Origin of the sequence: Vibrio profundi (assembly GCF_043642225.1) — a bacterium.
Lineage (GTDB): Bacteria > Pseudomonadota > Gammaproteobacteria > Enterobacterales > Vibrionaceae > Vibrio > Vibrio profundi_A.
Genome location: NZ_JBHZSF010000001.1, coordinates 79,614 through 94,529 on the forward strand (window position 1 = coordinate 79,614; position 14,916 = coordinate 94,529).

Consider the following 14,916-nt stretch of genomic DNA (forward strand, 5'->3'; position numbering starts at 1 on the left):
TAGCAATACGTGAAATAGAATTGCGGATCATTTTTATTATCTATCATCGAAATTTTTCCAAACTTTCTCCTGTCTATATTCGTACATTCACATTGAATGAAGTGAAAATACTCAAAGAGGTAACTATGAAAAAACTGTCTAAGATATTGGTATCTCTAGTGGTCGCTGCACCGCTATTTTCTTTGATATTAAGCCAAACAGGCACTGCCAATACTATGGATAAACACACGCCACAAGGAACTGTGGAAGTCGCAACCCTCGCTGGTGGTTGTTTCTGGTGTACAGAGTCTGATTTAGAAAAACTGGAGGGCGTTCTTGATGTCGTGTCTGGATACTCCGGTGGTACTTTAGAAAACCCGACATATAAACAAGTCTCTTCGGGAAAATCGGGACATATTGAAGTAATCAAAGTGAGTTACGATACGTCTGTCGTAAACTATGAACAAGTACTGGACCAATTCTTCCGTCATATCGATCCTACCGATGATAAAGGTTCATTCGTTGATAGAGGCCGTCATTACCGACCTGCAATTTTCTATCATAACCAAGACCAAAAAATGATTGCGAAAGCGTTCATGGCTGAAATTGAAGAAACCAATATCTTCAAAAAGCCGCTAAAAACTGAACTTATCGAGTTTAAGAAGTTTTGGCCAGCAGAGGACTATCATCAGGACTACTACAAAAAAAGCAAAGTTAGATACAACTACTACCGCTACGCTTCTGGACGAGATCAATACTTAGACAAGATTTTTGGTGATGACCGACAAGATAATCCGAAAACTCTACGCCAGATTATCGATTCAATGAACACGGCTAAAAATTTGAAGCTCTATTCCAAGCCATCTGACTCTGAAATCAAAGAAAAGCTGACAAAGCTTCAATACGATGTGACCCAAAACGATGCCACAGAACGTTCATTTAACAATGAGTATTGGGACAATAAGCAAATGGGCATTTATGTGGATATTGTTACTGGAGAGCCACTATTTTCTTCAGAGGACAAGTACAAATCAGGGACAGGCTGGCCGAGCTTTACCAAGCCGATTAACGAAGGGTACATTGTAACCGTCACCGACTATAAATTGCTCTACCCGAGAACAGAAGTACGCAGCCGATTTGGTGATTCACACTTAGGCCATGTATTCAAAGATGGCCCCGCTCCTACTGGACTTCGATACTGCATGAACTCTGCCGCTATGCGATTCATACCTTTGGATAAGCTGGCAGAGGAAGGTTATGAAGAGTATTTGCCACTATTTGAAGGCTAATAGAAACTCCTCAAATAGCAGAAGCTATTGAAACAAAAAAGCCAGTGATGATTCACTGGCTTTTCTATTACTGGCATATGAACTGGCTACCCCGTAAGTACACTGTCTTCTGGGTATTTCAATAAAGAAGGTTCCGGCCTTGCTAGCATATATGCAAGGGTTAACGGGCCAATTCGGCCGATAATCATCACCACAATCATGATGTATTTACCAGGTTCTGAGAGCGTGCTCGTTAACCCAGCGGTTAACCCCACAGTCGCGAATGCAGAAATCACCTCAAACATCACCTTATCAAAAGCAGCTTGCTCCGTTAGCATGAGCAAGAACATGGCCGTTGTCAGCAATGCGCCACTGACGACAATAATCGCTAACGATTTCGTTACCGCCGTCCATGTTACCGTCCGTTTGAACATCACGACATGCTTCTTTTGTCGCAAAAAGGTCCATGTTGCAACGAGCGCAACAGCAAAAGTCGAGACTTTAATGCCTCCCCCAGTGGAAGTCGAACCTGCTCCAATCAACATTAAAACGATCATCACCAATAATGCTGGCTGCGTATATTGCGCCAAGTCGACGCTGTTAAAACCCGCCGTTCGTGCACTCGCAGATTGGAAAAATGCCGCCAGCCACTGAGCATGGATAGGTAAATTTTCCATCGTTGCGCTATTGCTTCTTTCCAACAACCAGAAAAGAACGGTACCTACTGCAAGTAACATTGGAGTGGCCGTCAACATTATTTTTGTATGCAAGTGCAGGTGGTTGAACCCTTTACGCCAATTGCTTGCAAGATCGCCGACTACAGTAAAACCTAAGCCACCAAATATGAATAAACCCGCCAAAGTGAAAATAACCAAAGGATCATCAACAAAGCTCATCATACTGTCGGAAAATAACGCGAAACCGGCATTATTAAAGGCAGAGATTGAATGAAAGAGAGCGTAGAAACTGCCCGTCGACCAACCAAGTTCTGGAACCCAGCGAAAGCACAATAATACGAAGCCAATCATTTCCGCTATCAGCGCAAAAATAATGATTTTTTTAACTAAGTTTCTCAGGTTTACTTTTCTATCTTGCCCCAATGCTTCTTTGGCAAGAGCTTGCTGTTTGATACTCAAACGAACCCCGAACATATAAAGTAAAACGGCGGATAAAGTCATCTGCCCTAACCCACCGACCTGCATTAAAAACATCAATAATATTTTACCGGCCAAAGTAAAATGTTCCCCAGTATCGACCACACCAAGGCCAGTTACACTAATGGCAGAAGTCGCAGTAAATAGTGCGTCAGTAAAGCGCAAACCAGTCACTGAGAATACAGGTAAAGTGAGCAAAATAGCGGAAGGGAAAAGCACCCCAAGAAAGCTAGTAAGAATGATCTTAGGTTCAGAACCTTTCTTCTTATTATCATCTTGCTTTAAGGAGTAGAACACGCCACGGCGTTGAAACGGATTCATGCATTCACCTAACTAAAGTTTACGAAGTTTCTTCGCCAATATGTCTTTAGGGCCAGCGATGATGATCATATCGCCTATTTCTAGACTTTTACCTAGATCTGGCGCTTTATGCAGAATTGGGCCTCGCTTAAAACCCAATACTTGAACGTCCGGTTCTTTACACAAGTTGAGATCAGACAGCCTCTTTCCTAAATACTTATGCCCAATGACTATCTCGGTCATGGCTAACCCACTGCCTAATTCGATGAACTCCAACACCCTTTGATCCAGCATTTTACGAGCCACTCGAATCCCCATATCTCGTTCAGGTAAAATCACGTGATCGGCACCGATTTTGTTCAGGATCTTGGCATGGAACTTATCATTCGCTTTCACCCAAACCGTTTTACTTCCTGCTTCCTTGATAACTAAAGTCGTGAGTATGCTGGCATTAACATCGGCACCAATCGAAACCATGACCATGTCATAATCATCCAGTTTAAGTTCCGAAACTGTTTCTTCATTAGTACAGTTAGCCACAATCGCTTGTGAGACAAAACCTGCCGCTTCTTTCACTCTTTCTTCGTTAATATCAACCGCAAGTACTTGCGCCCCTGAATCTAGTAACTCTTTACATACTGACAGGCCAAAACGACCCAATCCTATTACTGCAAATTGCTTATCACTCATCACGAGACCTATTATTTACCGAACTAATCAGTATTTATTGAAGTAAACTAGTGTGCGCCTCACCTATACATAATTCAAATTGATACGGGAAATCCTAACAATACCCTGACTTATCACGCTGCTGTAGCTAGACTCATAGAAACAACAAATGCTGCGCTAATTATTTGATTTATAAAGGTAGAGAACAAACTTAAATTCTGCTAATTTCGCATGCATAATTCCAGTGGTACTACACATAATGAATGACTACCTCATCCAAATTCAAAACTACCTCACCCTTCATAGCGATGAGTGGGGAAATAGCGTTTTATTCATTACCATCGCAAGTTTTTTTGCATGGATTGCTTGGCGCATACTACAAAGCCATCTAACGGTACTTGCCGAGAAAACCCCTTTTCATTGGGATGACTTGCTTTTAGACGCTCTGAAAACCCCTATTAGCACACTTATTTGGTGTTGGCCCGCGACCGTCTCTTTAGGCTTTATTCTTCAAGACCAAATAGGCAACAAAATAAATTGGCTCAGTACATTAAAACTCATCTTAGTCATTAGCGTATTTGTTTGGATAACTCTAAGGTTGATCAGCAATGTAGAAGAATACGTGCTGAATCAAAAAAAGCGCGATGAAACCACCGTCCAAGCAATAGCAAAGGTTGCCCGACTCTTTTTCTTAGTCATTGGTACCTTAACGATAATGCAGTCGTTCGGGTTGAGTCTTTCCGGCCTGCTCACTTTCGGTGGTGTAGGTGGATTGATTGTCGGTTTAGCCGCAAAAGATCTACTGTCGAACTTTTTTGGTGGGATGATGATTTACTTTGATCGCCCTTTCAAAGTGGGTGATTGGATCAGGTCTCCAGATAGAAATATCGAAGGGACTGTCGAGCGAATTGGATGGCGGATGACCATTATTCGAACTTTTGATAAAAGGCCACTGTATGTGCCCAACTCCGTTTTCAGCAATATTGTGGTTGAGAATCCATCACGAATGCTCAATCGACGTATTTACGAGACAATTGGACTGAGATATGACGACGCCAGTAAGCTTGATACGATTGTTGTTCAAGTCAAAAAAATGCTAGAAAATCACCCTGATATCGACGCTAAGCAAACACTGATCGTCAACTTCAATGCATTTGGTCCGTCGTCGCTAGACTTCTTCGTTTACACCTTTACCAAAACCGTTAACTGGATTCGCTACCACGAAGTAAAGCAAGATGTGCTGCTTAAAATCCTAGATATCGTGCATGCAAACCAAGCAGACATCGCTTATCCAACGCAAACACTTAAAGTAGAACCCCAAGCGCATGGGTTAGAAGAAAAGAACCAGAGTTTACTAAGTCAGTAAGCAGTACAAATCATGTTACTATTGCGTTAGAAACCTAACTTAATCATCCGAAGTAACATGATTTTACCTGTCATTTTAGCAGGCGGCTCAGGTAGCCGCCTGTGGCCTTTATCCAGAGAAGAATACCCAAAACAGTTCTTAAATGTTGCAGGAAACTCTTCCATGCTCCAGCAGACATTCTCTCGATTATCAGGCTTGGACTTTAGTGACCCCGTTGTAATATGTAACGAGGCTCATCGTTTTGTGGCGGCTGAGCAAATCCGAACGGGCGGTTTTAGGCATTCAGGGATCATACTAGAGTCCGTTGGACGAAATACCGCCCCAGCGATAACCTTAGCTGCGCTGAATGCTCTAAAAGAAAACCCCAATCAAGACCCAATTTTATTAGTGTTGGCTGCTGATCATCATATTTCTGACGTAGCTACGTACCAGGCCTCATTAAAAGCAGCAGTACCAATCGCAGAAGCAAACATGCTTGTCACATTTGGGATTACTCCAACTGCGCCTGAAACTGGTTATGGTTATATAAAACAAGAATCATATCTTCCATTCCAAGTCAGTGCTAGCCACGCATTTTTCAACATTGAACGATTTGTTGAAAAACCAGACAAAGAGCTTGCTCAAGAATATCTTGATTCTGGTATGTATTACTGGAATAGCGGAATGTTTATGTTTAAAGCTTCGCAATACCTGCACGAACTAAAAACATTCAGGCCAGACATTTTTAGCGCCTGCACTTCTTCCTTTGAAAAAAGCACTACAGATCTCGATTTTATTCGAGTGGACCCCAACCTTTTTGAAAAGTGCCCAAGCGACTCCATAGATTATGCCGTTATGGAAAATACATCCCACGCAGTAGTCACTCCATTGAATGTTGGCTGGAATGATATCGGCTCGTGGTCAGCACTCTGGGATGTAAGTAAAAAAGATAAACAAGGCAATGTCTGCCAAGGTGATGTTATTGCCGTCAGCTCTAATAACAACTACGTACACTCAGAAAATAAGCTAGTTGCTACTGTTGGTATCGACAATCTTATTGTCGTAGAAACAAAAGACTCCATCCTTGTTGCACATAAAAAACATGTTCAAGATGTCAAAGAGGTCGTCAATTATCTAGACGCACATCATCGAAGCGAGCATAAAGTTCATCGTGAAGTATATCGGCCTTGGGGAAAATATGACGTAATTGACAGTGGTTCAAGAGATAAAGTAAAGCGCATTACGGTTAACGCTGGTCATAGCCTTTCCTTACAAATGCACCATCACCGAGCAGAACACTGGGTTGTTGTTGCTGGTATCGCTCAGGTTCAAATTGACGACCAAACTCTATTGATCAGCGAAGACCAATCCACGTATATACCACTTGGCAAAGTGCATAGCTTAAAGAACCCTGGGCTAATCCCTCTAGAAATGATTGAAGTGCAGACCGGTACCTACTTAGGTGAAGATGACATTGTACGCTTTCAGGATCATTATGGCCGAGAACAGGCGAAGTAAAATGACATCAAAGACTTCATTAACTTGCTTTAAAAACAATGATATTCGAGGGATCGTAGATGTCGACCTAAATGAGGAAGTTATCCATCAAATTGGACGAGCTTTTGGGCTTTACCTCATGACGAATAGTACTCTCAGTGGTTCATCTGTTATTGTTGGAAGAGATAATCGTTTTAGCTCAGAAAGATACAAAGAGGTGTTTGTTGACGGGCTGATGCTCAGTGGTATTGACGTTATCGACATAGGTGTCACTGGTACAGAAGAAGTTTACTTCGCAGTACAAGATCTAAAATGTCTAGGCGGTGCACAGATTACTGCAAGCCAAAACCCAATCAACTATAACGGCATAAAACTGGTTCAAGAACGGGCAAAGCCTCTGAGTAAAGATTCTGGTTTGCAGAAGATAAAACAGCTTGCTGAAGCTAACATTTTTCCAGTAGCCCTCCACAAAGGTAAATCGAACCTTTGTCATCATCGGCAGCATTACGTTAACCACTTATTAAGCTATAGAAAACCTAGTGAAATTAAACCACTGAAGATTGTTGCAAACGCAGGAAATGGGGTTGCAGGGAACGCCCTTGATCTTATAGAAGAAACACTCAAATCACTTCAGGTTCCTATAGAATTCATCAAAATTAATCATAGAGCGGATAGTTCATTCCCTAACGGCATTCCAAACCCGCTGATACCAGAAATCGAGACTCCACCTCTAAAGCTGTTCTCAAACATGAAGCGGATTTCGGAGTCGCTTGGGATGGTGACTTCGACCGCTGCTTCCTTTTTGATGAACACGGACAATATATTGAAAGCTATTACGTAGTCAGTCTGATAGCTGAGTCATTTCTGCTAAAAGAGCCGAACGCGCATATTATTCATGATACTCGATTAATCTGGAATACGATCGATACCGTAACAAGGTTCGGTGAGACACCTCATATGGTCAAGGCTGGCCACTCACTAATTAAGGAAAGCATGCGTAAAACAGATGCTATCTATGGAGGGGAAATGAGTGCCCATCACTATTTTCGGGACTTCGGTTACTGTGATTCGGAGATGATCCCATGGCTACTCGTAGCTAATTTGTTATCCGTCAAACAACAAACGCTTTCACAAGTCGTCAAAGATTACCTGTCCAAATATCCTTCTTCTGGCGAAATCAATTTGATCGTTGATGATGCAGAAGCAGTGATAAAGGAAGTACTAGAGTCATACCAGGATGGGAAAATAGATACTACAGATGGCATTAGTGTTGATATGGGGGAATGACGCTTCAACCTAAGGAATTCCAATACAGAGCCATTACTCAGACTCAACTTGGAAACCAGAGGGGATAAAAAGCTATTAAAGAATAAAACGCTCGAACTCACCACACTGATACAATCCATTTCCTAACCACTTAACGTGGCTATGTTTAAGGCAGACTCCTAATTGGGTCTGCCCTATCACTTCTAAAGAAACTCGTACGTTACTTTAACTGAATTTGAGTGAAGCTTTCGCTAATTAAGCCCTGCCCTTTGCGTTTCTTCATAGTAACTTTAACGCTACACTTAGCATCTGCAACATCATATCGAATCGCCTGCCCCAAAAACTTGTCGTTCCTTTTAGTTTCACGAGTATCTAACTTTATCGTTTTATTGGCACGATTTACCTTGCAACGATAATCCCAATCTTTACTGCCATCTTTCACATCGAGCAGTACTTTTTGATTTGTTTTCCAGCCGTAGCCTTAATTGCTCGTGGCTGTTTTTCTATCGCTAACGACAAGCCAGCTTTGCATAACTGTTCATTAGTGAAAGAAGATGCGGTGGCCGAAAATGAAACCAACCCACCAGCGATGAGAAGTGAAGTAGAGCAGAGAAATGTTTTTAAACGCATGGTCGACACTCAATTTAACTGGACGCCGTTTTATTAAATAACACCTAATGAATACCAACAAGTATTTTATGGTACTCCATTCCCAGTAAAATTAGGAGGCAGTCGACTGGCCCAACGAATCGTTTCGTTTATAAGCCAGTACTCAGGCTACCCTAAAGCCACTAGCACAAGGTTTACTAGATAAAGTTAGTGATTGTAGAAGGCATTTATTATTCGAAAGTTCAACCTACAAAAAAGCCCCGTTTACGGAAGTAAACAGGGCTTTTCAATACAAATATTTTCAGTATAAAGAGTTACTTAGAACGACGAGTAACAACAGCGTCTGCTAGTTGACGTAGTACCTTCTCAGTGTCATTCCAACCAATACATGCGTCTGTGATCGATTGACCGTATGTAGCGGCTTTGCCGTCAACCAGATCTTGACGACCTTCAACGAGGTGAGATTCGATCATAACGCCAAAGATTGCGTTATCGCCACCAGCGATTTGCGAGCTAACATCATCAGAAACGTTGATCTGACGTTGGAACTGCTTAGAGCTGTTTGCGTGGCTAAAATCGATCATCACTTTTTGTGGTAAACCAGAAGCTTCAAGCTGCTTCTTAATTTCACCAACGTGGTCTGCGCTGTAGTTTGGCTCTTTACCGCCACGTAGAATAATGTGGCAATCAGGGTTACCTGCTGTTTCTACAATTGCAGAGTGACCATATTTCGTTACAGATAAGAAATGATGAGAAGCGCTTGCAGAGCGAATCGCATCTGTCGCAATCTTGATGTTGCCATCCGTACCATTTTTGAAGCCAACCGGGCAAGATAGACCAGAAGAAAGTTCGCGGTGAACTTGAGACTCAGTGGTACGCGCACCGATTGCGCCCCAGCTGATCAGATCAGCCACATATTGTGGAGTGATCATATCTAGGAATTCACTTGCCGTTGGCATTCCCATATCCGTTAAGTCTAGTAGTAACTTACGGCCAATACGTAAACCATCATTCAGTTTGAATGTGTCATCCATGTACGGGTCGTTGATAAGACCTTTCCAACCCACCGTTGTACGTGGTTTCTCAAAGTAAACGCGCATTACGATTTCCAGGCGGTCACCTAGCTCATCGCGCAGTACTTTCAATTTTTTACCATATTCAATCGCAGCTTCAGGATCGTGAATTGAACATGGGCCAACGATAACTAGCAGGCGATCGTCTTTGTCTTCAAGAATGTTATGAATAGCTTTACGGCTTTCAAAAGTGGTTGAAGAAGCAATTTCAGTCGCCGGAAACTTCTCTAAAACAGCAACAGGTGGTAATAACTCTTTTACTTTGTTAATTCTTACATCATCAGTCTGGAACATTGCTTACTTCTTCCTATGTCTATCCTTGTGCTATGCCTTGTAGCTAAAAGGCTACAGATTAATCAGCACTTATTTTCTTGTTCCCTGTAACTTATCGACTAAAAACCACAACTTCAATCACTATTTTAAAAAGAACGCAATTTTTTTTATGTTTTACATTATAAACACCTTGTATATTTATATTTACATCCAACTTTGTTCATATTGAGAGTCTTCTCAGGGATTTCTGTTCAAACAGCGCTTAGCTACATGATGAGGTACATCCGCTGGCTATGACTCTTTAGATAAAATAATGGTCTACAAGCAATGCCACGAATAGCAACATTAGGTGATAGATCGAGAACTTAAACGTTTCTATAGCCGAGTCATTTCTCGAGTTGTATTTCAGTTTCCATGCATGCCAGATAAAACCAGCATTTAACACTATCGAAGATACTAGATATAGCCATCCACTCATACCGACTAAAACCGGTAATACACAAACTAGAGTCAACAAAATCGTGTACAGAAGAATAGAGGTTTTGGTGTACGTCACTCCATGAGTCACCGGCAGCATCGGAATGTTGACTTTGGCGTAATCGTCTTTCCTATGAATAGCTAATGCCCAAAAGTGTGGCGGAGTCCAAATGAAAATAATCATCACGAGTAACCAAGCGTTCGAGTGAAGCTCATTGGTCACCGATGTCCAGCCCAGCAATGGTGGCATAGCGCCGGCAATTCCTGCTATTACGATATTTTGGGGGGTCGCTCGCTTTAGGTACATCGTATAAACAACGGCATAACCAAGTAAGCTAGCAAACGTCAGCCAAGCCGTTAATTCATTTACCCAAACAAAAAGAACACCAAACCCTACGACGCCAAGTACAAGAGCAAATGCAAATACACTCACGCCTTTCACTTCTCCTGAAGGTAGCGGTCTGCGATGTGTTCTCACCATCTTTGCATCTATTCTTCGATCAATTAGGTGGTTAAAGGCTGCGGCAGAGCTCGCCATTAAACCTATTCCGAATAAGCCCAAACAAGTTTCTCGTAGTGGCAGCGGTCCGGAAACAGCTAAACACATGCCGACCAATGCCGTAAGCAGCATCAACGCGACCACTTTTGGCTTAGTGAGTTTTAAGTAAGTTCTCCACGTAGACCATAGAGGGGACGATTGTTTCTGAGCGAATTCTATAGACTTATTTACCGTCGCTTTATCCATCGTTTTCTACCTCATGCTTGTCATTAATCATTAGCTGGCTGTACTCCACTTGTTGTCGCCATAACAAATAGTTGATGATGATGCCCCCAACTAGCATTAACGCCGCCCCAAGGTTATGAAGCACGGCAACGGCGAGTGGCAAATGAAAAACCACGTTACTGACTCCTAAAGACAATTGAGCCGTTAGGATTCCAGCAATCATCCACCCTGCTTTATTTAGCGTATCACTAGGCTGGCTTATCAACTTGAACACTAATGCCGCAAATACCAAAGTTGTCACTATCGCACCAAACCGGTGAGTTACATGGATCGTCATTCGCGCAGGGTATTCAAGTACACCAAATTCATAGTTATCGTGACCTGATTGCAATAAATCAAAAGCGGTAGAGAAATCTAGATGGCGCTGCCAGTCACCTTCGCAAATCGGTAGTGAGGTACACATCAAAGCAGCATAGTTAGACGACGTCCATCCACCGAGGAATATCTGCATTACGAGTACTACTAGCCCTGCAATCGCTAAATAACGTATAGAGGGGTCAACTGAAAGGTGATCGATGTTTTGTTGAACTTGCTTCAATTGACAGTAAAGAAGGGTAAGAAGAGATAAAACGGTAAAGCCACCAAGTAGATGTGCCATTACGACCAGTGGCATTAACTTCAGTGTCACGGTCCACATCCCAAGAGCAGCCTGAAATACGATCACAACCGCTACTGCGCATGGCAATAATTTAGATATCCCTTTATTGCTCAGGCACCAACTGGTGATTACAAAAACCAAGAGTCCAAGAGTACCAGCGAAATATCGGTGTATCATTTCTAGCCAAGCTTTCTCAGGTTCAACAGCCCTTTCCGGGAAAAGCTTATTTGCTTGGCTAATTTCTTCACTTTGAGTCGGAACCGATAGCTGTCCATAACACCCCGGCCAATCAGGACAACCCAAGCCGGCATCAGCAAGCCTGGTATAAGCGCCAAGTACGATAACGACCAGTGTCAAATACAAAGCGATACGAATTAACATCAATAAATTTGGAGACGCTTCATTTCCCATTTTGCATCCTTTCAATTGTGATTGTTAACTTCCATTATTTAGAATGAACTTTTAACCAACACGAGACAGCTTTAAAAGCTTTCTTAAATCATGCAGCATCCCTTTCGACTGAGAGACAAGATCACCATCATCGCCAACACTCATGTACCGCATCACTAACTGACCGCGGGGATCTATAATCACGATTGATGCCTCAGGCAAATCACGAAAATGAGATTGGGCAATTGAAATGGTGTCTGACGCAAATGCCGGAAAACTATCGATATCGCTTGCCGTTGTTGAGAATAACGCTGGAGTCACTCTTTCTTTATATCTACCTAAAGCAATATAACTTTGACCGAGCAGGTGCACTTGCTCGACACAGCGTTCATTGCAATTATCTGGGACGACATATCCGAGGATCCATCCTTCTTTTAGCTGACTCGACTCTATCCCCAGGCTAGATAACGTCACATTCCCTTCAATTAGCTCCCCGGTATTCGTAACACCCGCTTGATACCAATTTTGCGTTAGAACAAGTTGAGCAATTAGCGCAGGTAACGCAAAAATCATTACCAACCCGATCAAGGTTAATCTGCTTTTTACTCTTTTATCCATTGCAGCACTCCTTCGCTACGTTAGCGCTCATTGTGTTTACGATAAGACTTCCAACCAATCGTTGTCATAATCGTTGTTAATACAAATGCCATGACAAACCACTGAACGGCATAGCCAAAATGTTTATCTGAGCTCATGTTGGCCGGCACCCATACAAATTCATTTGGCCAAGACTCTAAATTTTGTGGTTGAAGAATCATTGGGTACAGCGACAAATTTTCCTTCTTAGAAAGTGCTTCAATATCTAAGTTTTGTATGCGGACAGGCTGCGTTTCTTCCAGCCCTAACTCCGAGCTCAGCGGGTTTTTTGACTTTCTATATAGCCGCCCAACGAGGGTTGTCTTAGCATTAATTCCCTTAACTTTTGGCAATTCATTACGCTGCTTGCCCGCTTTTACAAACCCTAAGTCAACCAAGAGGGTGATTTGCCTTTGCTCAAAGTTAGTCTCCACAACCTGATAGACGATATAGCCAACCTTCCCGTTCAAAGTTTGATTATCTAACAAATAGATCGATTCACGTCTTCTTGGCTCTGCCGTTAAATGAATTTTCTGTCCCACATATTCGATAACATTATTTTTTCCACTCATCAGATTGTTGCTGGACTCAAATTCACTAAGCGCTATAGGTATCTGATTGCTACGATTCGCAAGGTCATTTTCTAGCTGAACTTTTTCAATTCCTCGAGACATTTGCCAAAATCCAAGTTTGACCAAAACCGAAACAGTGGCCAAAGTTAACAGTGTGGCCAAAACCACTCCCTTGAATTGCCACACTTTATTAATCACCGATACCCAACGATTAGGAGTGCCTATGCTGTCATCACTTATTGTAAAAATCGCTTTAGTGCTGTTTCTATTTTTCATCATTTTCAACTTAGCAAAAGCCCTTTTCTACATGGTCAAAGGCGATAATGCAGGCCAACCCATTAGTCATTACCTTGGGCGTCGAGTGTTCACCTCTGCTCTGGTCGTTGTTTTAATATTGCTTGCGTTTGCATTCGGCATCATTGAACCCAACCCTCGCCCGTATTGAGCTAAAGCACGTACACAAAAATAAACAAGCATAGCCACACCACATCGACAAAGTGCCAGTACCAGCTCCCTGCTTGAAAAGCGAAATGGTCCTTAGGGGTAAAATGATCTTTCGCAATTCTAAACAGTAATACGACCAAGAAAATGGTACCCAAGCAGACGTGCAGCCCATGGAAACCCGTTAGTAGGAAAAAGGTATTGCCATAAACCCCTGATTGAAGAGTCAGACCAAGCTCTTGATACGCATGGATATACTCCTCTCCTTGGAAGTACAGAAAGAAACCCGCAAGGACAATCGTAAGTTCGAGCCAAACAATGAGCGCCATTCGCTTATTCGCTTCCAAACTAATATGCGCCATATGCAGGGTAACGGAAGACAATAGAAGCAATACCGTGTTTTTCAGAGGGATACCTTGCCACGACATTGCTTCGGTCTCTGTGCCGTTAGGAGTAACAGTAAGCGGCCAAACCGATTCAAACATTGGCCATAGCACTTCATGTGTCATGGCGTTGTTACCAGCTCCTCCTAACCAAGGAACCGATAAGATACGGGCGTAGAAAAGTGCCCCAAAGAAAGCGCCGAAGAACATAACTTCAGAGAAAATGAACCAACTCATCCCTTGACGAAAAGATCGTGCGATTTGCTCAGAGTATTTTCCGGTTAATGATTCTGTAATCACGTTGCTAAACCAACCAGCCAGCATGAATAACAAAACTCCAAAGCCCACAAACAGAACGACCTTACCAACAAGGCTTGCATCCCCCTGCTCTTCAAGATTTTGAACGGTCAGCCCAGCCCCAACCGCAACCAAAAATAGCGCAATTGCACCAACAATTGGCCAGCTGCTTTCTGAAGGTACATAGTATGTGTCTTTTTTAGAACTCATAACTCAACTCCTTGTGTTGAACTTCGTTCTACTGGTTGAAGGGTATTTAGCGCCACGGGTTGCCCTATCGCCTCTTTACCTTGCTCAGAATCTGTAATATTGAAAAGCGTATAAGACAAAGTCAGCGTATGAATGGAATCAGGAATATCTGGCTCTATGTAAAAGATGAGCGGCATTTCAGTCCGATCACTGCCATTCAATAGCTGTTGATTGAAGCAGAAACATTCAATTTTATTGAAATAAGTTGCGCCATTCCCTGGAGAGACGGAAGGAACGGCCTGGCCCACTAAGGTTTCAGAGGAACGGTTGGTCGCGAAATATTTTGTTTGGATCACCTCACCAGGGTGAACATCCATCGTAACTTTGCTTGGCTTAAACTCCCATGGCATATCCGGCTTAATATTCGCCATAAATTCGACACGAATACTCCGCGAATAATCAGGAACCATTCCTTCAGGCTGAATCGCCGAAACTGTGTTGGTTTTACCGTTAATACCCAAGGCATCACACATCACATCGTATAAAGGTACGAGTGCAAACCCAAACCCGAACATAGCGATGACACTCAAGCATAGATAAGCCGTAAGTTTCTTCGTCGACTTACTTTGCGAGCCTGCGTCAGCCGCAACATTGTCATCGGACGTGGGTTTGGCGTCGTCACTGTTAGTTCGATCGTTTGGTTTTTTCATACACCC

General features: G+C 42.6%; 15 protein-coding genes and 1 pseudogene. 6 read left to right on the forward strand and 10 right to left on the reverse strand.

What is annotated here, in order from left to right; genetic code table 11:
* Positions 1–125 precede the first annotated feature (125 nt).
* Positions 126–1,268, forward strand: coding sequence for a peptide-methionine (R)-S-oxide reductase MsrB (gene msrB, locus ACHUFI_RS00395; protein WP_394246085.1), 1,143 nt, complete (start codon positions 126–128; stop codon positions 1,266–1,268).
* A gap of 86 nt (positions 1,269–1,354) precedes the next feature.
* Here msrB and ACHUFI_RS00400 read toward each other — a convergent pair whose 3' ends face one another.
* Together ACHUFI_RS00400 and ACHUFI_RS00405 are read right to left on the reverse strand one after the other, a co-directional pair.
* Positions 1,355–2,722, reverse strand: coding sequence for a TrkH family potassium uptake protein (locus ACHUFI_RS00400; RefSeq protein WP_394246087.1), 1,368 nt, complete (start codon positions 2,720–2,722; stop codon positions 1,355–1,357).
* Positions 2,723–2,734: 12 nt separating this feature from the next.
* Positions 2,735–3,391 (reverse strand): potassium channel family protein, encoded by a 657-nt coding sequence (locus tag ACHUFI_RS00405; RefSeq protein ID WP_394246089.1) that lies wholly within the window; start codon positions 3,389–3,391, stop codon positions 2,735–2,737.
* A gap of 238 nt (positions 3,392–3,629) precedes the next feature.
* On the opposite strand from ACHUFI_RS00405, the gene ACHUFI_RS00410 reads away from it, so the two are divergent.
* The 3 genes and pseudogenes from ACHUFI_RS00410 to ACHUFI_RS00420 all read left to right on the forward strand — a co-directional run bounded on the left by ACHUFI_RS00410 (position 3,630) and on the right by ACHUFI_RS00420 (position 7,625).
* Complete coding sequence (locus ACHUFI_RS00410; RefSeq protein ID WP_394246091.1) at positions 3,630–4,736, forward strand: mechanosensitive ion channel family protein; 1,107 nt, start codon at positions 3,630–3,632, stop codon at positions 4,734–4,736.
* 57 nt (positions 4,737–4,793) lie between these two features.
* The gene (locus ACHUFI_RS00415) at positions 4,794–6,233 is read left to right on the forward strand and encodes a mannose-1-phosphate guanylyltransferase/mannose-6-phosphate isomerase (protein WP_394246092.1); all 1,440 of its coding nucleotides are present in this window, start codon (positions 4,794–4,796) and stop codon (positions 6,231–6,233) included.
* A gap of 1 nt (position 6,234) precedes the next feature.
* Positions 6,235–7,625 (forward strand): annotated as a pseudogene (locus ACHUFI_RS00420) (phosphohexomutase domain-containing protein).
* Between the two features lie 73 nt (positions 7,626–7,698).
* On the opposite strand, the gene ACHUFI_RS00425 reads toward ACHUFI_RS00420, so the two are convergent.
* The gene (locus tag ACHUFI_RS00425; protein WP_394246094.1) at positions 7,699–7,920 is read right to left on the reverse strand and encodes a hypothetical protein; all 222 of its coding nucleotides are present in this window, start codon (positions 7,918–7,920) and stop codon (positions 7,699–7,701) included.
* Positions 7,921–7,935: 15 nt separating this feature from the next.
* On the opposite strand from ACHUFI_RS00425, the gene ACHUFI_RS00430 reads away from it, so the two are divergent.
* Positions 7,936–8,145 (forward strand): hypothetical protein, encoded by a 210-nt coding sequence (locus tag ACHUFI_RS00430; RefSeq protein WP_394246095.1) that lies wholly within the window; start codon positions 7,936–7,938, stop codon positions 8,143–8,145.
* A gap of 256 nt (positions 8,146–8,401) precedes the next feature.
* Here the strand turns inward: ACHUFI_RS00430 and aroG are convergent, their stop codons facing one another.
* From aroG to ACHUFI_RS00455, 5 genes are all read right to left on the reverse strand, one after another.
* Positions 8,402–9,454: a 3-deoxy-7-phosphoheptulonate synthase AroG gene (gene aroG, locus ACHUFI_RS00435; protein ID WP_394246097.1), complete on the reverse strand. Its 1,053-nt coding sequence runs from the start codon at positions 9,452–9,454 to the stop codon at positions 8,402–8,404.
* A gap of 280 nt (positions 9,455–9,734) precedes the next feature.
* On the reverse strand, positions 9,735–10,655 hold the full coding sequence (cyoE, locus tag ACHUFI_RS00440; protein ID WP_394246098.1) for a heme o synthase: 921 nt from the start codon (positions 10,653–10,655) through the stop codon (positions 9,735–9,737).
* Positions 10,648–11,703: a COX15/CtaA family protein gene (locus ACHUFI_RS00445; RefSeq protein WP_394246100.1), complete on the reverse strand. Its 1,056-nt coding sequence runs from the start codon at positions 11,701–11,703 to the stop codon at positions 10,648–10,650. Before ACHUFI_RS00445 ends, cyoE begins: the two co-directional genes overlap by 8 nt.
* Positions 11,704–11,754: 51 nt before the next feature.
* Positions 11,755–12,300 carry a hypothetical protein gene (locus ACHUFI_RS00450; protein WP_394246102.1) on the reverse strand — a complete coding sequence of 182 codons (546 nt, stop codon included), beginning with the start codon at positions 12,298–12,300 and terminating at the stop codon, positions 11,755–11,757.
* A gap of 20 nt (positions 12,301–12,320) precedes the next feature.
* Positions 12,321–13,052: an SURF1 family protein gene (locus ACHUFI_RS00455; protein WP_394246103.1), complete on the reverse strand. Its 732-nt coding sequence runs from the start codon at positions 13,050–13,052 to the stop codon at positions 12,321–12,323.
* 61 nt (positions 13,053–13,113) lie between these two features.
* Between ACHUFI_RS00455 and ACHUFI_RS00460 the strand changes: the two genes are divergently transcribed.
* Positions 13,114–13,335 carry a DUF2909 domain-containing protein gene (locus tag ACHUFI_RS00460; protein WP_394246104.1) on the forward strand — a complete coding sequence of 74 codons (222 nt, stop codon included), beginning with the start codon at positions 13,114–13,116 and terminating at the stop codon, positions 13,333–13,335.
* 1 nt (position 13,336) lies between these two features.
* On the opposite strand, the gene ACHUFI_RS00465 is transcribed toward ACHUFI_RS00460, so the two are convergent.
* The gene (locus ACHUFI_RS00465; RefSeq protein ID WP_394246106.1) at positions 13,337–14,221 is read right to left on the reverse strand and encodes a cytochrome c oxidase subunit 3; all 885 of its coding nucleotides are present in this window, start codon (positions 14,219–14,221) and stop codon (positions 13,337–13,339) included.
* Positions 14,218–14,910 (reverse strand): cytochrome c oxidase assembly protein, encoded by a 693-nt coding sequence (locus ACHUFI_RS00470; protein WP_394246108.1) that lies wholly within the window; start codon positions 14,908–14,910, stop codon positions 14,218–14,220. Before ACHUFI_RS00470 ends, ACHUFI_RS00465 begins: the two co-directional genes overlap by 4 nt.
* Positions 14,911–14,916: the final 6 nt, after the last annotated feature.

Excerpts from the sequence above, each read along its gene's own strand:
- ACHUFI_RS00415 (WP_394246092.1), top strand. The coding sequence starts at position 4,794 with ATGATTTTACCTGTCATTTTAGCAGGCGGCTCAGGTAGCCGCCTGTGG.
- ACHUFI_RS00470 (WP_394246108.1), bottom strand. The coding sequence starts at position 14,910 with ATGAAAAAACCAAACGATCGAACTAACAGTGACGACGCCAAACCCACG.
- ACHUFI_RS00450 (WP_394246102.1), bottom strand. The coding sequence starts at position 12,300 with ATGGATAAAAGAGTAAAAAGCAGATTAACCTTGATCGGGTTGGTAATG.
- ACHUFI_RS00460 (WP_394246104.1), top strand. The coding sequence starts at position 13,114 with ATGCTGTCATCACTTATTGTAAAAATCGCTTTAGTGCTGTTTCTATTT.
- ACHUFI_RS00405 (WP_394246089.1), bottom strand. The coding sequence starts at position 3,391 with ATGAGTGATAAGCAATTTGCAGTAATAGGATTGGGTCGTTTTGGCCTG.
- ACHUFI_RS00400 (WP_394246087.1), bottom strand. The coding sequence starts at position 2,722 with ATGAATCCGTTTCAACGCCGTGGCGTGTTCTACTCCTTAAAGCAAGAT.
- ACHUFI_RS00410 (WP_394246091.1), top strand. The coding sequence starts at position 3,630 with ATGAATGACTACCTCATCCAAATTCAAAACTACCTCACCCTTCATAGC.
- ACHUFI_RS00445 (WP_394246100.1), bottom strand. The coding sequence starts at position 11,703 with ATGGGAAATGAAGCGTCTCCAAATTTATTGATGTTAATTCGTATCGCT.
- msrB (WP_394246085.1), top strand. The coding sequence starts at position 126 with ATGAAAAAACTGTCTAAGATATTGGTATCTCTAGTGGTCGCTGCACCG.
- aroG (WP_394246097.1), bottom strand. The coding sequence starts at position 9,454 with ATGTTCCAGACTGATGATGTAAGAATTAACAAAGTAAAAGAGTTATTA.
- ACHUFI_RS00465 (WP_394246106.1), bottom strand. The coding sequence starts at position 14,221 with ATGAGTTCTAAAAAAGACACATACTATGTACCTTCAGAAAGCAGCTGG.
- cyoE (WP_394246098.1), bottom strand. The coding sequence starts at position 10,655 with ATGGATAAAGCGACGGTAAATAAGTCTATAGAATTCGCTCAGAAACAA.